Origin of the sequence: Actinomadura hibisca NBRC 15177, assembly GCF_001552635.1 — a bacterium.
GTDB classification, from domain to species: Bacteria; Actinomycetota; Actinomycetes; order Streptosporangiales; family Streptosporangiaceae; genus Spirillospora; species Spirillospora hibisca.
In genome coordinates, this window is sequence record NZ_BCRO01000011.1 from 193743 (window position 1) to 215328 (window position 21586).

Annotated in this window: 21 protein-coding genes; 9 read left to right on the forward strand and 12 right to left on the reverse strand. The window is 72.5% G+C overall.

The window, feature by feature from the left end; genetic code table 11:
• Nucleotides 1-23: 23 nt before the first annotated feature.
• The 5 genes from AH6_RS05230 to AH6_RS05250 form a co-directional block, all read right to left on the reverse strand.
• Nucleotides 24-1394 (reverse strand): GH1 family beta-glucosidase, encoded by a 1371-nt coding sequence (locus AH6_RS05230; protein ID WP_067474358.1) that lies wholly within the window; start codon nucleotides 1392-1394, stop codon nucleotides 24-26.
• Between the two features lie 17 nt (nucleotides 1395-1411).
• A complete protein-coding gene (locus tag AH6_RS05235) occupies nucleotides 1412-2275 on the reverse strand; it encodes a carbohydrate ABC transporter permease (protein ID WP_067474360.1) in 864 nt (287 codons plus the stop codon).
• Nucleotides 2268-3263 carry a carbohydrate ABC transporter permease gene (locus AH6_RS05240; RefSeq protein WP_067474363.1) on the reverse strand — a complete coding sequence of 332 codons (996 nt, stop codon included), beginning with the start codon at nucleotides 3261-3263 and terminating at the stop codon, nucleotides 2268-2270. The genes AH6_RS05235 and AH6_RS05240 overlap by 8 nt, the downstream gene beginning before the upstream one ends.
• A gap of 10 nt (nucleotides 3264-3273) precedes the next feature.
• Nucleotides 3274-4596 carry an ABC transporter substrate-binding protein gene (locus tag AH6_RS05245; RefSeq protein ID WP_067474374.1) on the reverse strand — a complete coding sequence of 441 codons (1323 nt, stop codon included), beginning with the start codon at nucleotides 4594-4596 and terminating at the stop codon, nucleotides 3274-3276.
• A 248-nt stretch (nucleotides 4597-4844) separates the two neighbouring features.
• Nucleotides 4845-5555 (reverse strand): GntR family transcriptional regulator, encoded by a 711-nt coding sequence (locus AH6_RS05250; RefSeq protein ID WP_245679186.1) that lies wholly within the window; start codon nucleotides 5553-5555, stop codon nucleotides 4845-4847.
• A gap of 107 nt (nucleotides 5556-5662) precedes the next feature.
• Here AH6_RS05250 and AH6_RS05255 point away from each other — a divergent pair, with 107 nt between their 5' ends.
• From AH6_RS05255 to AH6_RS05275, 5 genes are all read left to right on the forward strand, one after another.
• Nucleotides 5663-7972: a thiamine pyrophosphate-binding protein gene (locus tag AH6_RS05255; RefSeq protein ID WP_067474377.1), complete on the forward strand. Its 2310-nt coding sequence runs from the start codon at nucleotides 5663-5665 to the stop codon at nucleotides 7970-7972.
• Nucleotides 7973-7992: 20 nt separating this feature from the next.
• Entirely contained in the window at nucleotides 7993-8427 is a 435-nt protein-coding gene (locus tag AH6_RS05260) for an HIT family protein (RefSeq protein ID WP_218005717.1), read from the forward strand.
• Nucleotides 8428-8568: 141 nt separating this feature from the next.
• The gene (locus AH6_RS05265; RefSeq protein ID WP_067474380.1) at nucleotides 8569-9138 is read left to right on the forward strand and encodes a VOC family protein; all 570 of its coding nucleotides are present in this window, start codon (nucleotides 8569-8571) and stop codon (nucleotides 9136-9138) included.
• Between the two features lie 100 nt (nucleotides 9139-9238).
• The gene (locus tag AH6_RS05270; protein ID WP_067474383.1) at nucleotides 9239-10306 is read left to right on the forward strand and encodes an amidohydrolase family protein; all 1068 of its coding nucleotides are present in this window, start codon (nucleotides 9239-9241) and stop codon (nucleotides 10304-10306) included.
• A 69-nt stretch (nucleotides 10307-10375) separates the two neighbouring features.
• Nucleotides 10376-11221 carry a fumarylacetoacetate hydrolase family protein gene (locus AH6_RS05275; RefSeq protein ID WP_067474386.1) on the forward strand — a complete coding sequence of 282 codons (846 nt, stop codon included), beginning with the start codon at nucleotides 10376-10378 and terminating at the stop codon, nucleotides 11219-11221.
• A gap of 61 nt (nucleotides 11222-11282) precedes the next feature.
• Here AH6_RS05275 and AH6_RS05280 read toward each other — a convergent pair whose 3' ends face one another.
• Nucleotides 11283-12176: an alpha/beta hydrolase gene (locus AH6_RS05280; RefSeq protein ID WP_067474388.1), complete on the reverse strand. Its 894-nt coding sequence runs from the start codon at nucleotides 12174-12176 to the stop codon at nucleotides 11283-11285.
• A 101-nt stretch (nucleotides 12177-12277) separates the two neighbouring features.
• Between AH6_RS05280 and AH6_RS05285 the strand changes: the two genes are divergently transcribed.
• Entirely contained in the window at nucleotides 12278-13885 is a 1608-nt protein-coding gene (locus AH6_RS05285; protein ID WP_067474391.1) for an FAD-dependent monooxygenase, read from the forward strand.
• Nucleotides 13886-13930: 45 nt separating this feature from the next.
• On the opposite strand, the gene AH6_RS05290 is transcribed toward AH6_RS05285, so the two are convergent.
• Entirely contained in the window at nucleotides 13931-14584 is a 654-nt protein-coding gene (locus AH6_RS05290) for a TetR/AcrR family transcriptional regulator (RefSeq protein WP_067474394.1), read from the reverse strand.
• Between the two features lie 133 nt (nucleotides 14585-14717).
• On the opposite strand from AH6_RS05290, the gene AH6_RS05295 reads away from it, so the two are divergent.
• The 3 genes from AH6_RS05295 (at nucleotide 14718) to AH6_RS05305 (ending at nucleotide 16536) form a co-directional block, all read left to right on the forward strand.
• On the forward strand, nucleotides 14718-15395 hold the full coding sequence (locus AH6_RS05295) for a DUF998 domain-containing protein (protein WP_067474397.1): 678 nt from the start codon (nucleotides 14718-14720) through the stop codon (nucleotides 15393-15395).
• A gap of 64 nt (nucleotides 15396-15459) precedes the next feature.
• A complete protein-coding gene (locus AH6_RS05300; RefSeq protein ID WP_245679187.1) occupies nucleotides 15460-16296 on the forward strand; it encodes an alpha/beta fold hydrolase in 837 nt (278 codons plus the stop codon).
• A 30-nt stretch (nucleotides 16297-16326) separates the two neighbouring features.
• Nucleotides 16327-16536, forward strand: a complete 210-nt coding sequence (locus AH6_RS05305; RefSeq protein WP_067474403.1) for a DUF4287 domain-containing protein — start codon at nucleotides 16327-16329, stop codon at nucleotides 16534-16536.
• Between the two features lie 71 nt (nucleotides 16537-16607).
• On the opposite strand, the gene AH6_RS05310 is transcribed toward AH6_RS05305, so the two are convergent.
• The 5 genes from AH6_RS05310 to AH6_RS05330 all read right to left on the reverse strand — a co-directional run bounded on the left by AH6_RS05310 (nucleotide 16608) and on the right by AH6_RS05330 (nucleotide 21419).
• The gene (locus AH6_RS05310; RefSeq protein WP_067474407.1) at nucleotides 16608-17564 is read right to left on the reverse strand and encodes an LLM class F420-dependent oxidoreductase; all 957 of its coding nucleotides are present in this window, start codon (nucleotides 17562-17564) and stop codon (nucleotides 16608-16610) included.
• Nucleotides 17565-17665: 101 nt separating this feature from the next.
• Entirely contained in the window at nucleotides 17666-18856 is a 1191-nt protein-coding gene (locus AH6_RS05315; RefSeq protein WP_067474410.1) for a metal-dependent hydrolase family protein, read from the reverse strand.
• A gap of 19 nt (nucleotides 18857-18875) precedes the next feature.
• Complete coding sequence (locus AH6_RS05320; RefSeq protein WP_067474413.1) at nucleotides 18876-19268, reverse strand: carboxymuconolactone decarboxylase family protein; 393 nt, start codon at nucleotides 19266-19268, stop codon at nucleotides 18876-18878.
• A 22-nt stretch (nucleotides 19269-19290) separates the two neighbouring features.
• Entirely contained in the window at nucleotides 19291-20124 is an 834-nt protein-coding gene (locus AH6_RS05325) for a tryptophan 2,3-dioxygenase (protein WP_067474416.1), read from the reverse strand.
• The gene (locus AH6_RS05330; protein WP_067474419.1) at nucleotides 20118-21419 is read right to left on the reverse strand and encodes a pyridoxal phosphate-dependent aminotransferase; all 1302 of its coding nucleotides are present in this window, start codon (nucleotides 21417-21419) and stop codon (nucleotides 20118-20120) included. The genes AH6_RS05325 and AH6_RS05330 overlap by 7 nt, the downstream gene beginning before the upstream one ends.
• Between the last annotated feature and the right edge of the window lie 167 nt (nucleotides 21420-21586).

Genomic DNA, 21586 nt, shown 5'->3' on the forward strand with positions numbered 1-21586 from the left:
GCCCGGCGGCCGGGCCCCCGCCGTCAGGCGACCTTGTGGGTCCGGTGCTCCCGGATCAGGTCGGCGTAGCGGTGCCCGCTGGCCTTCACCGTGCGCCGCTGGGTGGCGTAGTCGACGTGGACCAGTCCGAACCGGGCGTCGTACCCGAAGGCCCACTCGAAGTTGTCCATCAGCGACCAGGCGAAGTATCCCGCCAGCGGCACGCCCCGGCGGGCCGCCCGGCCACAGGCGGCCAGGTGCTCCTCTAGATAGCGGACGCGCTCGGGGTCGTCGACCCGCCCGTCGGGCCCCACGACGTCGGCCCACGCCGAGCCGTTCTCGGTGACCAGGACGCGCGCGGGCGCGTAGTCCTGCGCGACCCGCACGAGGGTGTCCTCCAGGCCCTGCGCGCGGATCTCCCAGTCGAGCATGGTGCGGCGGGAGCCGGGCGTGCCGACCTGCGCGGCGAACGGCACCGGCCCGCCGGGGTCGTCGGCCACCACGCTCGGGTTGTAGAAGTTGACGCCGAGCCAGTCCAGCGGCGCGGCCATGGCGTCCAGGTCGCCCGGCTTCTCGGGCAGGTCGACGCCGTAGAGCTCGACCATGTCGGCGGGGAAGCCTCGGCCGAAGACCGGGTCGAGCCACCAGCGGTTGACGTGCCCGTCCATGCGCCGCGCCGCCGCCGCGTCGGCGTCCGAGTCGGTGGCGGGCTCGACCGGGTTGACGAGGTTGACCAGACCGACGCGGGCGTCCGACGCGGCGGCGCGGATCGCCTGCGCGCCGAGGCCGTGGGCGAGCAGCAGGTGGTAGGAGGCGGGGACGGCCACCGCCAGGTCGCTGACGCCCGGGGCGTGCCGTCCCTCGATGTGGCCGATCCAGGCCGAGCACATCGGCTCGTTCAGGGTGGACCAGTCGGTGATCCGGTCGCCGAGGGCGGCGGTGACGTGGTGGGCGTAGGCGGCGAAGTGCTCGGCGGTGTCGCGGGACGCCCAGCCGCCCCGGTCCTGGAGCGCCTGCGGCAGGTCCCAGTGGTAGAGGGTCGGGTACGGGGTGATCCCCGCCTCCAGCAGCGCGTCGGTCAGCCGGTCGTAGAAGGCGAGCCCGGCGGGGTTGACCGGGCCGTCGCCGCCGGGCACCACGCGCGGCCAGGCGACCGAGAAGCGATAGCCGGTCACGCCGAGCCGCTTCATGATCTCGATGTCCTCGGGCCAGCGGTGGTAGTGGTCGCAGGCCACGTCGCCGTGGTGGCCGCCGTCGACCCGGCCGGGGGTGTGGGCGAAGGTGTCCCAGATCGAGGGCGAGCGGCCGTCCTCGGCCACCGCCCCCTCGATCTGGTAGGAGGACGTCGCCACGCCCCACACGAAGTCATCGGGCAGGTCGCCGGGCAGGTCGGAGAGGGGGTCGGTCTCGTTCATCGGCAGCCTTTCGGTGGTCACTTGACGGCCCCGGCGGTGAGGCCGGCGACCAGGTAGCGCTGGAGGAGCAGGAATCCGGCGACCACCGGGACGCTGACGACCAGCGAGGCGGCCATGACCTGGTTCCAGTAGACGTCGTTGAGGGTGGCGTAGCTCTGGAGGCCGACCGACACCGTGCGGGTCCGGTCGTCGGTCATCACCGAGGCGAACAACACCTCGCTCCACGCCGTCATGAAGGCGTAGATGGCCACCGCGACGATGCCGGGGACGGCGGCCGGGATGACGACGCGGAACAGCGCGCCGACCGGCCCGCAACCGTCCACCATCGCGGCCTGGTCCAGGTCCCGGGGGATGGAGTCGAAGTAGCCGACCAGCATCCAGATGGAGAAGGGCAGGGAGAAGGTGAGGTAGGTGAGGATGAGGCCGGTGCGCGAGCCGTACAACATCACCCCGGTCGTGTTGCCGATGTTGACGAACAGCAGGAACAGCGGCAGCAGGAACAGGATGCCGGGGAACATCTGGGTCGCCAGCACCGAGACGGTGAACGCCCGCCGCCCCCGGAACCGGTAGCGGCTGACGGCGTAGGCGGCGAACAGCGCCACCACCACCGAGCAGGCCGTCGCCGTGCCCGCCACGATCAGCGAGTTGGCGAAGTAGCGGCCGAGCGGGATGGTGCGCCAGATGTCCACGTAGGGCCGCACGGTGAGGCCGTGCGGGATCCAGCGGAACTCCCCCGCCACCTCGCGCAGCGGCTTCAGCGAGCTGGTCACCATGACGTAGATCGGCAGGCCGGTGAACACCGTCAGCAGGGTGAGCACGACCCGGCGCGTCCACACGAACGAGCGGGGCGGCGCGGTCGGCGACCGGCGGGTCTCAGGCATCGCGGCCCCTCCACTTCGCGGTGACCGGCAGGTAGACGGCCGTCACCAGCAGCAGGAACAGCAGCAGCAGGACCGACATGGCCGAGCCGGTGCCGAAGTTCCAGGTGACGAACGAGGACTGGTAGATGTGCACGGCGATCAGGTCCCCGGCCTCGGGCGCGGACTTGCCGAACAGCACGTACGGCACGTTGAAGTCGTTGAAGGTCCACAGGAACAACACCAGGACCAGCACCTGGTTGATCGGGGCCAGCGACGGCAGGGTGATGGCGCGGATCTGCCGCCACACGCCCGCGCCGTCGATCGCCGACGCCTCGTACAGGTCGCGCGGGATGTTCTGGAGCCCGGCGGTCAGGATGAGGAACGCGAACGGCCAGGTCCGCCACACCGACACCGTGACCAGCGCGACGAAGCTGTTGTCGCCGATCAGCCAGAACGGCCGCTGCCCGGTCAGCCCGAGCTGGTCGTGCACGACGTGGTTCACCAGCCCGTTGTCGTGCTGGAACATGAACGCCCAGACGATGACCGAGGCGTAGGCGGGCAGCGCGTACGGCGTCAGGAACAACGCCCGCAACCAGCCCCGGCCCCGGAAGGAGTCCTGGGTCAGGATCGCCGCCGCCGCGCCCAGCAGCCACGACAGGCCGACGGCGAGGACGGTGAAGGCGCAGGTGACCGCGAACGAGCGCAGCAGCGCCGCCCCGACCGGGGCGTTCACGTCCACGGTGAGCCGGAAGTTGTCCAGCCCGACCCAGGGCGCCCGGCCCCAGTCGCGGATGTAGAACTGCGTGAGCTCCTTGAAGCTCATCAGGATGCCGACGAGCATCGGCCCGATGTGCACCAGCAGTTCCAGCAGCAGCGCGGGCAGCAGGAACAGGTAGGGCAGCCCGCCGCGGCGGATCCGGTCGGGGAGCCGGAAGCGGCGGCGGCGCGGCGGCGGGGCGGACCCGGGGCCGTCCCGCCGCACGCCGCTCGGCGTGGTGGTGGTCGTCATCGCCGCCGGCTCACTTGGGCATCTGCTGCTGGGCCTCGGTGAGGCGCTGGCGGACCGTCTCCTCGGTGACCTGGCGGCCCGCCGCGGCGTCGGCGAACAACTTCTTCATCGCGGTGCCGACCAGCTCCTCGAACTGCGACTCGTTGGGCACCTGCGGCATCGGCGCGGCGCTCTCGGCGAGGGTCTTGCGCAGCACCGCCTGCTCGGGGGTGCCGAACGACGGGTCCTCGCTGACGGCCTTGACCGGCGGCATCGAGCCGTAGGCGGTGTTCAGCGCCTTCTGCTCGGCGTCGCCGGTCATGAACTGCACGAACTTCAGCGCGCCGTCGAGGTTGCGGGTGTTCTTGAACACCGCGATGTTGATGCCCGCGACGATGGAGTTGACGTTGGCGCCGGAGCCGGGGGCGCCGGACTGGACGGGCACCGGCGCGACGCCGTACTCGTCGGGCTTCATGCCGCGCTCCTGGAGGGCGCGCCCGGCGGCCTGCCAGACCATCATGGCGGCCTTGCCGGTGGCGACGTCGCGGATCGTCTCGTTCTGCACGTACTCGGCGTTGCCGGGCGCGGCGATCTTCTGGCTCGCCAGGAAGTCCACGTACTGCTTGACCCCGGCCACCGCCTGCGGGGAGTCCAGCGTCGGCTTGCCGGCGGCGTCGAAGAAGTCGCCGCCGTGCTGCTTGGTGAACACGAACGCGTGGTGGGCGTTCTCGGCGTTGTTGGCGCCCTCGACGGCCAGGCCGTACTTGCCGCCGGTGGTGAGCTTGCGGCTGACCTCGACCAGCTCCGACCAGGTCGCCGGGGGCTTCTTGATCCCGGCGTCGGCGAAGCGCTTCTTGTTGTAGTAGAGGCCGTAGGCGAGCGAGTAGAGCGGCACGGCGGCGGGCGGCTTGCCCTGCGCGCCGGTGGAGCCGAGCGCGGAGGGCAGGAAACGCTCCCTGCCGCCGATCTTGGCGAAGGTGGCGTCGTCCCACTCCTGGAGCGCGCCGGTCGCCTGGAGCGAGGCCGACCAGGTGTTGCCGATGTTGAGGACGTCGGGGCCCTGGCCGGAGGTCGCCGCGCCGAGGATGCGCTTGAGCAGGTCGGTCCAGGGCACGACCTCCCACTTGACCTTGATGCCGGTCTGCTGCTCGAACTTGGCGATCTCGGGCGCCAGCACCTTGCGGTCCACCGACAGGTCGGCGCCCTGGTTGCTGGCCCAGTAGGTGATGGTCTTGCCGCCGCCGCCCGCGTCGTCGTCCCCGCCGCCGCAGGCGGCGAGCAGGCCGAGCGCGAGGACGGCGGCGGTGGCCGCGCCGGTGGCGCGGAGCGGCGCGCTGAGGTGGGGAATGCGCATGATCGGTGGCCCCTCTCAGGGGTGGGTGGTTTGCCCCCGACTAAATTTAAGACATGATTTAAGACGTAGTTCAGCGGGCCGTCAAGGGTGCGGGGCGACCGGGTATGAATCGGGCGAAGCGGCCGGGCGGTGACGGCCCGGGGCCGGAGGAGAAACGTTCGGAGAGGGGCGCGCCCTGAGCGCCCCTTGGTCGTGCGCGCCGTCAGGAGTCCTGCGCTGTGGAAGTGGAGCCGAGAAGCCTGCGGCGGCTACGCGCCGGGCCGCGCCTGCGCGTCCTGTTCGTCAGGGGTCAGGGCGGCGAGGGCGATCTGCTCGTTGCGGGCCAGGTGCTGTTCGATCGCCGCGGCCACCGTGTCGGGGTCGCGGGTGCGGAACGCCGCGACGAGGTCGACGTGCGCCTGCCCCCGCCGCCGGTGCTCGTCCGGGTCGGGGTCGAGCTGCCCGAAGCCGATCCGGATGTAGCGTTCACTGGCGTGCCACAACGTGGTGAGGACGCGGATGTCCCACGCCGTCGCGGCGGGCGCCAGGAGCGCGAGGTGGAAGGCGTGGTGGTCCTCGTAGATGTCGGCCATGCCGTGGGCCGCGTCGCCGAAGCCGGCGGCCTCGGCGTCGAGCGCGTCGAGCGTCTCGTCGGCGAGCAGCGCGCACGAGCGGCGGGCGACCTCGGGCTCGATGGTGCGGCGCAGCCGGTAGATGCCCTGGAGGTCGGCGAGGCCGAGCGGGGCGACGCGGACGCTGCGGCCCGGCCTGGTGTGGACCAGGCCCTCGCTCTCCAGGCTGCGCAGCGCCTCGCGGACCGGGATGAAGCTGACGTCCAGCATCCCGGCCAGCTCGCGCAGCGAGTACTCCTGGCCCGGGGCCAGTGCGCCCGACAGGATCGAGCGGCGCAGCTCGTCGGTGACCTGCTCGACGACCGAGCGCGACGCGATGGGACGGACGGCCGGTCGGGTGGATGCCACGGTCGCTGCCCCGCTCGTCGGTGTCGGCTGGAGATATCAAGTATAGCGGCGGACGACCCTCCCGGGCGTTTGATATATGTGATAACACTTACCAGAAGGAGGCGGTCATGACGAGCACGACGGTGACCACGCCCGCCGGCGACGCGGCACGGCTCGCGGCGCTGCGGGCGGTGGAGGAGCGCGTCCTGTGGCTGGCCACGGCGATCGTGGACCACGCCAACCGGGTGCGCCCCAACCCCTCGGGGCTGAAGGTGGGCGGTCACCAGGCGTCGTCGGCGTCGATGGTGACGATCATGACGGCGCTGTGGTTCGAGCGCCTCACCGCGGCCGACCGGGTGTCGGTCAAGCCGCACGCCTCCCCCGTGCTGCACGCCATCAACTACCTGCTGGGCGAGCTGGCGGAGGAGTACCTCACGACGCTGCGCTCGTTCGGCGGCCTCCAGAGCTACCCGAGCCGCGCCAAGGACCCCGACCCGGTGGACTACTCGACGGGTTCGGTGGGCATCGGCGCGACGGCCCCCATCTGGGGCGCGCTCGCCCGCCGCTACGTCGACTCCAAGACCGGCGGCGCGGGCACGGGACGGCAGTACTCCCTGGTGGGCGACGCCGAGCTGGACGAGGGGGCCGTCTGGGAGGCCGTCCTCGACCCGATGGTCGCCGAGCTGGGCGAGGTCTGCTGGATCGTGGACCTGAACCGGCAGTCGCTCGACCGCGTCGTCCCCAATATCGGCGCGACCCGGCTCCAGGCGATGTTCGAGGCGGCGGGCTGGCAGGTGCTCACCGCCAAGTACGGGCGGCTGCTGCACGACCTGTTCGCGCGGCCGGGCGGTGAGGCCCTGCGGGTCCGGCTGGACACGATGCCGAACCCCGAGTTCCAGCGCCTGCTGCGCTGCACGCCGCAGCAGGTGCGCGACCGGCTCCCCGGCACCGGTCCCGAGGCCGAGCGGGTGGAGGAGCTGCTCGACACCCTCGACGACGCGACGGTGCACGCGGCCGTCCGCGACCTCGGCGGGCACGACCTGGTCACGCTGCGCCGGACGCTGGACGCCATCGACGACACCCGCCCGACCGTGATCTTCGCCTACACGGTGAAGGGCTACGGGCTGGCCAGCGAGGGGCACCCGCAGAACCACTCCTCCCTGCTGACGGCCGAGCAGCTCGCCGTGCTGGCCGACCGCGTCGGGGTGTCCCCGCAGGAGCCGTGGGCGCGGTTCGATCCCGCCTCGGCCCCCGGTGAACTCTGCGCGCAGGCCGCGGCCCGGCTGCGGCGCGCGCCCGTCGAGCCCGTCCCGGTCGGGCCGGTCCCCGAGGACATCGGCCGCACGCCGAACGGCCGCACCACCACGCAGGCCGCGCTCGGCCGCGCCCTGCTGGACCTCACCCGCTCGGCCCCGGAGGTGGCGCGGCGGGTGGTCACGCTCTGCCCCGACGTCAGCTCCTCGACCAACCTCGGCGGCTGGGTGAACAAGGTCGGCGTCTGGTCGGCCACCGAGCGGCAGGACTGGTTCTCCGACGACCCCGAGACGATCCTGCACTGGCGCGAGCGGCCCAGCGGCCAGCACGTGGAGTTGGGGATCGCCGAGACGAACCTGGTCGGCCTGCTCGGCGAGCTGGGCGCGACCTGGAGCCGGTGGGGCGAGCCGCTGCTGCCCATCGGCGTGTTGTACGACCCGTTCGTCGAACGCGCGCTGGAGCCCTGGTCGTTCGGCATCTACGCGGGCGGCCAGTCGATCCTGGTCGGCACTCCGTCCGGCGTGACGCTCGCTCCCGAGGGCGGCGCGCACCAGTCGATCTCCACTCCGTCGGTCGGCCTGGAGCAGCCCGGCTGCGTCACCTACGAGCCCGCCTTCGCCATCGACGTGGAGTGGACGCTGCTGGCCTCGCTCGCCCGGCTCGGCCGTCCCGACGGCGGCTCGGCCTACCTGCGGCTGTCCACCCGCCCCGTCGACCAGACCCTGGCCGCGGTGCCCGACGACCCGGCCGCCCGCGAGCACCGCCGCCGCCAGGTGGTGGCGGGCGCGTACCCGATCCGGCGCTGCGAGGGCGCGCCCGCGGTGACGATCGCGGCCATGGGCGCGGTCCTGCCCGAGGCGCTGGCGGCCGCCGAACGGCTCACCGCCCTCGGCATGCCCGCCGACGTGGTGTGCGTGACCAGCCCGGGGCTCCTGTTCGAGGCGTTCCAGGACGGCACCGGCCGCGTCCTGGAGACCGCGTTCCCCGCGCACCGGGCGGCCCCGCTGGTCACCGTCCTGGACGGCCACCCGCACACGCTGGCCTTCCTCGCGGGGATCCACCGGGTCAGGGCGCGCCACCTGGGCGTCACCCGGTTCGGGCAGTCCGGCGACCTCGACGAGGTCTACCGCTACCACGGCCTCGACACCGACACCATCGTCGGGGCCGCGCTCGACCTGCGCTGAGCGCGAGAGAGAAGGAGACCATGGACGCCGACGGATGCCTGATGTGCGGGCTGGAGGACGCGGGCGAGGCGGCCCGCGTCTTCCGCGACCCGCTGTGGGCGGCGGAGATCGTGCCCGGCTACGACGTGCCCGGCTGGTTCGTCCTGCGGGCGCGGCGGCACGCCGAGCGCCTGACCGGGCTCAACGACGCCGAGCTGGCCACGTTCGCGAGCCGGGCGCGGGACCTGACGGCCGCCGTCACCGAGGCGACCGGCGCGCCCGCGACCTACCTGCTCTCCTTCGGCGAGAACCACGCGCACTTCCACGCCCTGATCGTCGCCCGCGGCGCCGACGTCCCGCCCGACCGGCGCGGCGGCGACATCCTCAAGCTGCGCGAGACGCACGCCGACCCCGGCGCGGCGGCCCGGCTGCTGCCCGCCGTGCGGCGCGCGTACGAGCGGTGCGCGCCCGTCTGAACCGTCGGAAACGGAGGCCGAACCAAGCGGAGCGCCCCGGCGGTCCGCCCCGTCCTTGCTGTTATCAAATATAGTTACTACCGTGTGCGGTAGCTCACACGGAGATCAGCTCGCCCGGCCGCCCACCTAGGAGGTCTCCCGATGCCCACCCCGAAGTTCGCCCACGTCGTGCTCCAGACCGGCCAGCCCGCGGCGCTGCGGGACTGGTACTGCACGGTCCTCGACGGGCACGTCGTCTACGCCGACGACGCGCTGACCTTCATCACCTTCGACGAGGAGCACCACCGGATCGCGCTGCTCAGCCCGCCGGTGGCGCACGAGCGCAAGACCCCGACCACCGCGTGCATGCACCACGTCGCCTACACCTTCGGCGATCTCGACGAGCTGCTGGAGCGGTACGTCCTGCTGCGCGACAAGGGCGTCACGCCCGCCGTCTGCATCGCCCACGGCGTGACGACGTCGTTGTACTACCAGGACCCCGACGGCAACTTCGTCGAGATGCAGATCGACAACTTCGCCGAGCCCGACCAGGCCACCGCGTACATGCACGGGCCGGAGTACGCCGCCGACTCGGTGGGCCCGGCGTTCGACCCCGAGGAGATGGTGCGGGCGCGCGCGTCCGGCGCGTCGGCGGAGGAGCTCACCGACCGGTCCTGGGCGCTCCGCGCGGGCCTGCCCGATCCGATGGGCGTGCTGCTCGGCGCGGGCTGAGCCGGACGCCGCCAGGCCGCGAGACGCGCGCCGCCCCGCTGGTCCGGCCGTCCGGGTGGGACCGGCGGGGCCGCCGACACGGCCCCGACCAGGAGGAAACATGACGAGAACGGCGCTCACCGGCGTCCGGGTGTTCGACGGCCACGGGCTCTCGGAACCGGGCACGGTGGTCATCGACGGAGCGGTCATCGGGACCGACGTGTCCGGCGCGCGCACGGTCGACGCGTCCGGCGCGGTGCTGCTGCCCGGCCTGATCGACGCCCATGTCCACCTGCACGGCCCCGACGACCTGCGCGGGCTCGCCGCGCACGGCGTCACCACCGGCCTGGACATGGCCACCTGGCCGCCCGACCTGCTGGCCTCGCTGCGCGAGGTGTCCGGGCTGAGCGATTTCCGCAGCGCCGGGACGCCCGTCATCGGACCGGGCGGCCCGCACGCGCGGATCCCCGGCATGGCCGAGGACGCCGTCATCCACGGGCCCGAGCAGGCGGCGGATTTCGTCGCCGCCCGGATCGCGCAGGGCTCGGACTACATCAAGGTCGTCCTGGAGGAACCGGGGCAGGGCGGCCCGGACCGGCCCTCGCTGGACGCCCTGGTCGCCGCCGTGCACGAACACGGCAGGCTGATCGTCGCGCACGCCGCCTGGCCCGGCGCGTACCGGTGGGCGGTGGAGGCGGGCGTCGACGTCGTCACCCACATTCCGCTGGGGCAGCCCCTGGACGCGGAGATCGTGGAGCGGATGGCGTCGGCCGGGCAGATCGCGGTCCCCACCCTGACGATGATGGAGGGGATCGCGTCGGGGCTCGGGATGGCCGACGCCTTCACCGCGTCGCTGGCGAGCGTCGCCGCCCTGCACCGGGCGGGCGTGCCGGTCCTGGCCGGGACCGACGCCAATCACCAGCAGGGGGTGCCGTTCCAGCCCGCGCACGGCGCTTCCCTCCACCACGAGCTGGAACTGCTGGTGCGGGCGGGGCTCAGCGAGGCCGACGCCCTTCGCGCGGCCACCGTCCTGCCCGCGCGGCATTTCCAGTTGACCGATCGTGGGGCCGTCGAGTCCGGACTGCGGGCCGACCTGCTGCTGATCGACGGCGATCCGCTGGCCGACATCAGCGCCACCCGGAAGATCGTGCGCGTGTGGTGCGGCGGCGTCGAGCAGACCCCCGCCTGACGGCGGCCCCTGGCACGTCCCCCTCCCCCGGCGTGCCCGCCGCTCCCTTCCATCAGCAAGGAGAAGTTCATGCGTGTTGCCAACGTGTCGGGCCGGCTCGCCCTGATCGACGATCAGGGCGCGGCCGTCGACGTGGAGCGGGCGAGCGGAGGCCGGTTCTCCTCCTCGCCGCAGGCGGTCTACGACGAGTGGACGCGGTTCCGCGCCTGGGCGGAGAGCGCCGAGCTGCCGCCGGGCGAGCCCTTCGACGCCCGCGACCTGGGCGCGCCCGCCCCGGCTCCCCGCCAAGTGCTGGCGGCCGGGCTCAACTACCGGGACCACGCGAGCGAGTCCGGCTTTGACGCGCCGGAAGGGCTGCCGCCGGTCTTCACCAAGTTCGCCAGCAGCATCACCGGGCCCGTGACCGAGGTGCGGCTGCCCGAGGGCGGCCACACCGACTGGGAGGTGGAGCTCGTCGCGGTCATCGGCGTCGAGGCGCGCGACGTCTCGGCGGACGAGGCGTGGGGGCACGTGGCCGGGCTAGCGGTGGGCCAGGACATCTCGGAGCGGATCACCCAGCTCCAGGGGCCCGCGCCCCAGTTCGGCCTGGGCAAGTCCTTCCCCGGGTTCGCGCCGATCGGCCCGTGGCTGGTGACGCCGGACGGCCTCGCCGACCCCGACGACCTCGAACTGAGCTGCGCGATCAACGGCGAGCAGGTGCAGAAGAGCCGCACCGGCAACCTGATCTTCTCGGTTCCGCAGCTGGTCGCGCGGCTGTCGGCCGTGCTGTCGCTGCTGCCCGGCGACGTGCTGTTCACCGGCACGCCCGCCGGGGTCGGCCTCGGCCGCGACCCGCAGCGCTGGCTGGCCGACGGGGACGAGCTGGTCAGCCGGATCGAGGGCATCGGCGAGTTGCGGCAGACGTTCGTCGGCTGACCTTCGTGCGTTGACGGCGCGCGGCCGTGGCGACGGGCTCCGTCGCCACGGCCGCGCCCGTTCAGGCGGCCCGGACCCGCCGGGTCGTGGAGCAGGTGTAGGCGAAGGCGAGCTGCTGGAGGTGCAGCCTCGCGCCGAGAAGGTGGTGGTCGAGCGAGTGGCCGACCCCCGGAGCGATCTCTGCCGTGGCCCCCGCCCCGGCCGCGAAGCACGCCACGAACTCGGCCAGCGCCTCGGGCGAGGTGTCCCAGAGCGCGTCGTGCTCGGCCAGCACGTTGTGCACCGGCACCGCCACCTGGGCGGCGACCTTCGCCAGCCGCTCCCGCGCCCAGACCGGCGCGCGCCTCAACTCGACCATGGGCGTCGGCGCGTAGGAGCCGTGGGCCGCCTCCCGGGCCGCCTCGGTGAAGCTGCCCTCGGGCCCGAACATCACCGCGTCCCGCTGGGGCACCGGCAGGTCGATCATGTCGCCCGCCGGGATGGCCGCGAGCTGCTCCGACGCGCCGCCCGCCGGGATGCGCGCGCCCATCCCGGTGACGGCGACGCCCGCCAGCGGCCACGCGGGGCGGCGGGCCGCGACCTCCAGGCAGATCATCCCGCCGATCGAGTGGCCGACGAGCACCACCTCGCGGGCCGGAAGATCCGCGACGCTGCGGGCGATCACCTCGTCCAGGATCTCGGCCTGGCGGGCGAAGTCGTTCTCCTCTTCCGGCAGCGTCCCGCTGTCTCCGTAGCCGGGGCGGTCGACCGTCAGGAACGGGAAGCCGTTGCGGGCCGCGAGGTCGGCGAACGAACCGAGCGGCCCGCCGGGCACGTCGAAGTACGCGCTGGTGTAGGTCCCGCCGTGCAGGCCGACCAGAAGCGGGACGCCCTCGACCTCGACGCCGGGGGGACGGTACCTGGTCGCCACGGTGACGTCGCCGACGACGATGCGGTCTTCCCTGCGGTTTTTCACGGAGCACTCCTGACCTGGCGGATCGGGCGGGCGCTGGTGACCCGCATCACTCTGCTATAAGCTAGCGAATATATTTGATAACAGCTAGGGATCGAGGTCTCGTGCTCACATCCCAGGTCGTACCGGACAGCGTTCCGGTCCTGGTCGCCGGTGGCGGGCCGGTCGGGCTCGCGGTCGCCGTGGAACTCGGCCACCACGGCGTGCCCTGCGTCGTCGTGGAGCCCCGGGAGGAGGTCTCCTGGTTGCGCCCGCGCGCCAAGACCACCTCCGCGCGGACGATGGAGCACTTCCGCCGCTGGGGCCTGGCCGGTGAGCTGCGCGAGCGCGCGCCGCTGCCGGTGTCCTGGTCGCACGAGGCGGTGTTCTGCACCGGGCTGGCGGGCCGGGAGATCACCCGTTTCACCGGTTGCCTCGGGCTGGACCTCACCGGCTCCGACCTGGTCGCGGAGGCGGGGCAGCAGGTGCCGCAGCCCGTGGTGGAGGACCTGCTGCGGCGGGCGGCCGGGTCGCGCCTGGTCACGGGGCGGCGCGTGGTCGCCGTCGAACCGGTCGCCGACGGTGTGCTGGTGGACGTCGCGGACCGGGACGGGAACGTCCAGCGCGTGCACGCCGGTTACGTGGTCGGGTGCGAGGGGGCGCGCAGCGTGGTCCGGGACGCTCTCGGAGCCCGCTACGAGGGCGTGGACACGAGCCGCCCCAACCTCAGCATCGCCTTCCGTTCCCCCGGCCTCGCGGCCCAGGTTCCTTTCGGTCCCGCCGTCCACTACTGGGTGCTCAACCCGGAGCAGCCCGGCTTGGTGGGCCGTCTCGATCTGGAGGACACCTGGTGGTGCATCGCGCAGGGGGTTGATGCCGCCACCACTCCGTTCACTCCAGAGCAACTCCTGCACAACGTCCTCGGCGTCCGGGTGCCGGTGGAGATCCTGGCCACCGACTCCTGGCACGCGCGCATGCTCCTGGCCGACCGGTACGGCGACCGGCGCATGTTCATCGCGGGCGACGCCGCGCACCAGAACCCGCCCTGGGGCGGGCACGGCTTCAACACCGGCATCGGCGACGCGGTCAATCTCGGCTGGAAGCTGGCGGCCGTCATCAAGGGCTGGGCGCCGCCCGCCCTGCTGGCGACCTACGAGGCCGAGCGCAGGCCGGTGGCCGCGCGGACCATCGACGAAGCGGTGCGGAACATGAGCACCCTGGCTCCGGAGTTGTCCGATCCCCGTCTCGTCGAAAGCGAAGGGTTCGAGCTGGCCCGCCCGGCCGTGGCTGCCGCCGTGCAGGCGGCCAAGGCCAGGGAGTTCCACAGCCTGCCGCTGACGCTGGGCTACGACTACGCGGCCTCCCCCGTCGTCGCAGGTGAAGCCGGGGGTGCGGGCAGGGACGCCAGCGAGGACGAGCGGGAGTACCGGCCGACCGCCGCACCGGGCCACCGGCTGCCGCACCGCTGGCTGGCTCCCGGCGACTCGCTCTACGACCACCTCGGCCGGGACTTCACGCTGCTCGGCGACCTGTCGTCACCGGCCGCCGAAGGACTCGTCAAGGCGGCGCAGGCCGAGGGCGTCCCCCTGGACACCTTCGACCTGCGCGGATCCCAGTGGCATGACCTGTTCGGTGCCGCACTGGTGCTGGTGCGCCCGGACCAACACGTCGCCTGGCGCGGCGACGGAACGGACGACCCGGGTGCCGTCGTGCGCATGGCCATCGGCGGCTGAGCCCGGCCAGGAGGCCCGGCCGCAAAGCCCAACCACGAGGCCCGGCTACGAGGTCGGCCGGAGACCTCGCTCGATCAGGTCGATCAGGTCGTGGACGGCGGGGTCGGTCAGCTCGTCCGGGAGCCCGCGTAGAGGGCCGTCGATGAGCAGGACCGCCAGGCCGTGCACGCACGACCACACCAGGAACTCCGCCCCCGGCCGGCGCTCGGGGGACATGAGGTCGCAGGCGACCAGGTCGTCCAGAGCCGCGCCGAGCAGCTGGAACGGGGTCATTCCGCCCTGCCCGGCAGAAGCGGTGGCCTGGGCCTGGGCCATGTCGTCGGGGACGTAGAAGGCGGCGCGGAACAGCCCGGGTTCGGTCCGGGCGAAGCGCAGGTAGCCGGTGCCGACCGCGCGGAAGCGGGCGAGGGCCGTCTGAGCTGGGTCGTCGCTGGGTGGGAGGGCGGCGAGATCTTCCTCCATGGCGTGCGCCAGCTCGGCCATGGCCTGGAGGGAGACCGCCTGCACCAGGGCGTCACGGCTGGGGAAGTGCCGGTAGGCGGCGTTGGGCGAGACGCCCGCCCGTCGGGTGGCCTCACGCAGGGCGATCATGTCGGGCCCTCCGGCGCGGGCCAGTTCGGTTCCGGCGTCCAGCAGGGCTTGATGCAGGTTGCCGTGGCGGTAGGTGTCGCGTGCGGGCTTGCCGGAACGCTCGGGCATGGCCGGGAACCTTTCAAGTGGACAGCGTCCACATGAGTATGCCATGATCCTGCCACGCCCAAATGTGGACGCCGTCCACATACTGGTTCCCCCACCCCTCCCGACCGGAATCCGCAGACCAAGGAGCCTTCTCATGACGCACACCATCGACGCCCCGGCCACCACCTCCCGCCCCGCGCACGCCGCCCGCCCGGCGGTCCGGCCCCTGCTCGCCTGCGGCATCGCCGCCGGACCGCTGTTCCTGGCGGTCGGCGTGATCCAGGGCCTGCTGCGCGACGGCTACGACTTCACCCGCAACGCCATCAGCCAGCTCAGCCTCGGCGACCTGGGCTGGATCCAGGAGACCAGCTTCGTGCTCACCGGCGTGCTGGTCATCGTCGGCGCGGTCGGGACGCGGCGGGCGCTGGCCGGTGGGCCCGGCGGCACCTGGGCGCCCCGGCTGATCGCCGTGTTCGGCGCGTCGTTCCTGGTCAGCGCGGTGTTCGCCGCCGACCCCGGCGCGGGCTTCCCCGCCGGGACGCCCGATGGCCCGACCGCCACGCTCAGCACGAGCGGCGCCGTCCACATGGTCGGCGGCATGGTCGGCTACCTGGCGCTGTGCGCGACGTTCCTCGTGCTGGCCCGGCGCTTCTCGGCCCAGGGCCAGCGCGGCTGGGCGCTGGCCTCGCGGATCGTCCCGGCGGCGGTCGTGGCCGGTTTCGCCGGTTCCGCCGCCGGCGTGCTGTTCTTCACCGCCGGGGCGGCGCTGGGCCTGGTGTGGCTCAGCGCGACGATCACCCGGCTCGCCACCGCGCCGTCGGTCCAGCGGTAACCCCCGGACCATCGCCCCGCCTCGTCCTCCCCTGCGCAAGAACGGAAACCAACCAATGCACGGCATGATGAACGACGTCCAGACCAACACCCTCCAGGTGCCCGGCGCACGCCTGCACTACGAGGTCCGCGGCACGGGACCGCTGCTGCTGATGATCCCCGGCGCGCCCGCCGACGCCGGGGCGCTGGCCGGACTGGCGGCGTGCCTGTCCGACCGCTACACCGTGGTCACCTACGACCAGCGCGGCCTGTCGCGCAGCCCCCTGTCGGAGCCGCCCGCCGACACCGGCGTGCCGGTCTTCGCCGACGACGCCTCCCGGCTGCTGGCCGCCCTGGGCGACGAGCCCGCCTACGTGCTGGGCAACAGCGGCGGCGCGCTCACCGCCCTGGACCTGGCGGCCCGCCACCCCGAGCAGGTGCGCGCCCTGGTCGTGCACGAGCCGCCGCTCCCCGAGCTGCTGCCCGACCGCGACCGCTGGCGGGCGGCGTTCCAGGACGTCCACGACACCTACCGCGAGCACGGCGCGGGCGCGGCGATGGGCAAGTTCATCGTCACCGTGGACGGTCCCGGCAGCGCGCCCCCGGCGATGCCCGACCCGTCCCAGATGCCGCCCGAGGCGCTGGAGATGATGGGTCGCATCCAGGGCAATATGGACTACTTCCTGGCGCACGTGCTGCTGCCCGTGTTGCGCTTCGTCCCCGACGTCGCGGCGCTGCGCTCCGGCCCGGTGCCGGTGACCGTCGGTGTCGGGGACGCCTCGGGCGACGGCGTTCCCGCCCTGTCGGCCCGGGTGCTGGCCGAGCGGCTCGGCGTCCGGCCGGTAGCCTTCCCCGGCGACCACCAGGGCCTGGCGATCGACGTCGCCACCAGCGCCGAGCTGGTCCACGCCGCCTTCGCCTGACCCCACCCCCGCCAGCAGAGAGGCCCCGACATGACCGCACCGGCCAAGGGCGACCCCACCAGCTACTTCCCCGCGATCGAGAAGAAGTACGGCCGCCCCGTGCAGGAGTGGATCGACCTCATCGGCTCCTCGCCCCTGACCAAGCACATGGAGCTCGTCGGCTGGCTGAAGACCGAGCACGGCCTTGGCCACGGCCACGCCAACGCCCTGGTCGCCCACACTCTCGCCAGCAAGAAATAGCCCGGCCGCCTTCCGTCCCGTGAGCACCGCCCGGCGCTCACGGGATGCGGCGTTTCTCCGCAGGGTGCGCGTCAGCCGCGCACGCGGGGCAGGATCTCGTTCTTGTAGAAGTCGAAGAACTCCGGCGAGGTCGGCCCCACCTGGTTGATGTAGACCTCGTCGAAGCCCGCGTCCACGTAGGTCTTCACCATCTGCACGTGGCGGTCGACGTCCGGGCCGCACGCCACGTTCTGGCGGACGGTGTCCTCGGTGACCAGCTCCGCCGCCCCGGCGAAGTGGCGCGGCACCTGGAGCACCTGCCCGGCCTCGCCCGGGATCTGCTCGTTGCGCCACCGGTGGTGGACGGTCTTGACCGCCTCGTCCTCGTCGGGCCCCCAGCACACCTTGAAACCGCCGAGGGTGGGCTTGCCCTCTCCCCCGGCCTCGCGGAACCGGTCCAGGACGTCCTTGTCGGGCTTGGTGGTGACGAGGCCGTCGCCGACGCGGGCCGCGAGCCCGGCGCTCTTGGGACCGTACGCCGAGACGTGGATGGGCGGCGGGGTGTCGGGCAGCGTGTAGATGCGCGCGGTGTCCACCGTGTAGTGCCGGCCGCGATGGGTGACCATCTTGCCGCTCCACAACTCGCGGAGCACCTCGATGGACTCCTCCAGCATCTCCAGGCGGACGCTGGTGGGCGGCCACGGCCCGCCGAGGATGTGCTCGTTGAGGGCCTCGCCGCTGCCCACGCCGAGCCGGAACCGGCCCTTCAGCATGACCTGGCTGGTCGCGGCGGCCTGCGCGATGATCGCGGGATGGACGCGCGTGGTCGGGCAGGTCACCGCCGTGGTGACCGGGATGGACACGCGCTGCGACAACCCGCCGATCACCGACCAGACGAACGGGCTGTGGCCCTGCTCGTCCAGCCAGGGGTGGAAGTGGTCGGAGATCCAGAGCCCCTCGAACCCCGCCCGCTCGGCCAGCTCGGCCTGCCGGAGGAGCTCGTCCGGGTCGTGCTCCTCGCAGCTCAGGAAATAGCCGAACAGCGTCATGGTCCCCCCTGAAACGCGACGGTTGGCGCACTGCGCTGGGGAGCTACCCGGGGATATCGCCGGAAATCTCCCTCGGGCGGCAAAGATTCGCCCTCGGGCCGCTACTTCGGACGGCGGTGGACCCGGCCCTCCTTCATGACGAAGCAGACCTCGCCGAGCACCTCGACGTCGGCGAACGGGTCGCCGGGGACCGCGATCAGGTCGGCGGTGGCCCCGGCCTCGATGCGTCCGAGATCAGGGCGGCCGAGGAGTTCGGCGGCCACCGTCGTCGCCGCGCGCAAGGCGCGCAGCGGTGCGACGCCCGACCGGACCATGGTGGGGAACTCCCGCCAGCTCTCGGCGTGGTCGAACATGCCCGCGTCGGTGCCGAACGCGAGGGTGAGGGCGCTGCGGCCGATCCGGGTCATTCCGGCGCGGAGGTCGTCGGCGTTGCGGGCGACCAGCTCGCGCGCGCCGGGCGGCTTGCCCGTCCAGAAATCGTCGTCGTCCAGGCGCTCCAGGTGCCTGTGGCACACGTACAGGGTCGGGACGACGGGTCGGCCGCTCGCGGCGATCTCGGCGAGGGTGGCGTCGGAGCACAGCTGGGCGTGCTCGATCGTGGTCACGCCCGCGCGCAGGGCGCGGCGCACGCTCTCGTCGGTGAAGGCGTGCACGGCGGTGGGCAGGCCGCGGTCGCGGGCGGCGGCCACCAGCGCCGCCATCTCGCGCTCGCCGTAGCCGACGTGCTGGGGGCGGTCCAGCTTGTTGATCATGCCGCCGGTGCCGGCGAACTTGATCCAGTCCGCGCCGTCGCGGGCCTGCTCGCGCACGGTGCGCACGATCTCGTCGACGCCGTCGGCGAGCGCGCCCCGCTCGCAGCAGGAGCCGTACCCGGTGTCGTCGCCGTGCCCGCCGCGCGCGGAGATCATGCGGGGCGCGACGAACATCCGCGGTCCCGCGACGTCGCCGGAGGCCACGGCGTCGCGGACGGCGACCATGGCGTGGCCGGGGCTCTGGCCGCCGAGGTCGCGGACGGTGGTGAAGCCGTGGTCGAGCAGCGTCCGCAGGACGGGCACCGCCGCCATCGCCTCCTGCGCCGCCGACTGCGCCTTGGCGAGGTGCACGTGGCAGTCGATGAGCCCGGGGAGCAGGACGGCGTCGCCGAGGTCGAGGACGTTCGCGCCGGTGGGCCGGCGCACGCGGGCGCCGATCTGGTGGATCCGGCCGTCCCGCACCAGGACCTCGCGGCGTCCGAGCAGGCCGCCCGCCGTCCCGTCCCAGCAGTTCTCCGCGACGATCACCGTGTCCGTCACCGGCGTCCTCTCCCCGTGCTCACTGCGCCGCGGATCGTTCGTCGAGCACCCGCTTGGTCTGCTGGACGGCCGCGAGGACGCGCGGGAAGCCGATGTAGGGCAGGCACTGGACGAACACCTCGATGATGTCGGCCTGCTCGACGCCGGTGTTGAGCGCCGAGTCGACGTTGGCCTTCATGGGCTCGTACTCGACGCCGAGGGCCGCCAGCGCCGCCAGGCGGACCAGCTGGCGTTCGCGCATCGGGAGCCGAGGGCGGCTGTAGACGTCGCCGAACACGAACTCCAGCAGGTACCGCTCCAGGTCGGGGGCCACCTTGGCGAGCTCCTCGCGCATCCGCTCGCCGTCGGCCTCGTTGACCTGGCGCATCGTCTCCAGGCCGCGCCGGTAGCGGTCGCTCGGGTCGGCGGTCATCGCGGGCTCCCTCGTCGGGTGGTCACGTCTCCGGGCCGATCACGTTCCGGGCCGCGAAGATCTCCGGGAACAGCGGCTGATTGACCATCTCGGCGAGGTAGGGGACGCCCCGGGAGCCGCCGGTGCCGGGGCGTTCGCCGATGATGCGGCGCACCGTCCGCATGTGCCGGAAGCGCCAGAGCTGGTGCCGCTCCTCCAGCTCGACCAGCCGCTCGGCCATCTCGTACTCGGCGGTGTGCTCGTCGCGGTGCTCGTAGATACGCCGCAGGGCCGTCACGACGTCCTGGTCGGCCTCCTGGTCGCCGGTGTGCTGGCGGTCGAGGCAACTTTCCGGGACGGGGTGGCCTGTGCGCAGCAGGAGACGCAGGAACTCGTCGTAGAGCGTGGGTTCGGCCAGCGCGCGTTCGAGGAGTTCGCGTTGCATCGACCAGTCGTATTCGTCGAGGTACTCCGGGCGCTTGTTGCCGAGCCTGAACTCCAGGGCCCGCAACTGCGCCGACTGGAACCCGCTGGCTCCGCCGAGGACGGGCCGGAACTCGGTGAAGGCGTCCGGGGTGAGAGTCGCGATCACCGTCCACTGGCTGATCATCTGGGCCTGGACGGCGTAGATCCTGTCGAGCACGCGGAAGGTGCCGGGCAGGTCGCCGTCGCGGAGCAGGCGCAGGACGCGGGACAGCTCGTGCAGCATCAGCCGGGCCCACAACTCGGCGGTCTGGTGCTGGATGATGAACAGCAGCTCGTCGTCGTGGGGCGGGTCGGCGATGGGGTGCTGGGCGTCCAGCAGGCGGTCCAGGCCGAGGTAGCTCTCGTAGGTCAGGTCGTCGTCACGCTTCTCGCCGCGTGAACGTTTCAGCATGTGCGGCTCCAGGAGAACCCGGCGTCGCGCAGGCGGTGGAGGGCCGTCTCGACGGTGTCGCGCGGGGGCGCGAGGAACATGCGCACGAAGGGGAACGGGTCGGGCACGTCCTGGTCGGCGGGGTCTTCGGGGGTCATGGTCCCGGCTCCCAGCAGCACGCCGGTCTCGGTGAAGCAGTCGCGGCGGTAGCGGTCGACGCCGTCGGCGTGTTCCTGGTAGGCGGGCGGGACGGGGAAGACCAGGTAGCTGGTGCAGTCGCCCGCGTGGAACGACTCGGCGGGGTAGTGCAGTTCGCGGGTGAGGAAGTCGGCGACCAGGGCGCGGTGCTCGGTGCAGGTGCGGCGGAACTGCTCCAGGTAGGACGCTGACTCGGCGCTCTTCAGCCATTCCGCCATGGCGTATTGCAGCGGCACGGCGCAGGTGAACGAGCGGTGCGCCATGTGGTCGTTGACGAGCCGGTCGACCGTGTCCGGGGAGGCGGTGATGGCTCCGATGCCCCAGCCGTTGCAGTTGAACTGCTTGCCCAGCGAGCGGACGGCGAGCCAGCGGCCCGGCGGGCGCGGGTGGTCCTCCAGCAGCAGGCGCAGGGCGGAGGTGGCCTGGGTGCCGGTGTCGGTCACGCCGAAGTAGGCGTCGTCGATCAGGATGTTGGCGCCGGCATCGGCGGCGGCGCTGAGGATGCGGCGGACGCGGTCCGCGCTCCAGTTGATCCCGGTCGGATTGTGCTGGGCGTTGACGACCACGATGGCGTCGGCCGGTGCGTCAAGATCCCGCAGGGCCCGTTCGAGGTGGGCGGGGTCGGGCTGGAAGGCCTCTTCCGCACGCAGCGGCAGGTACTTGAACTGGAAGTCCAGGCCGCTGAAGACGCCGTGGTAGTCCCAGCCGGGCGCGTAGGTGATGACGAGGGGACGGCCGCGCGCGTTCTCCCGGATCAGGCAGCCGAAGTCGTACATGCTGTTGCGGGTGCCGGAGCAGGCGACGGCGACTTCGTAGTCTTCGCCGACGGTGAGCGCGTCGGGAATTCGTGCCGTCTGCGGAACGTAGGAGCGCAGGACGCGCTGGAGCGCGGGCAGGCCGTACTGCGAGATAATGTAGCCGTGGACGTGGCTGGGCATTTCTTCGCCGAGCAGTCGCGCCAATCCGGTCGGGGCCTGCGACCAGGTCTCGCCGACACTGAGGTAAATCGGCTCGCCGTGCGGTGAACCGTCGCGGAGGTAATCGTCGATCCATGCGGCGTCCTCGAAACGGCGCCGCACACCAGCGTCTTCGGTCACCTCGGCGAGGATCGATGACATGTCCGACCTCCGCGTTATGCGGGTCCGCCAGCGAATGCCAAGCGTAACACGGCGTTCAAATGGCGTCACAGCACGATGACCTCACCTGCCCGCCCGTATGCACGGTTTCTCTCGCGCCACTTCCGCATCACCGGAGATCAAGTTTGAAAGGTGACGGCGTGGAAAGG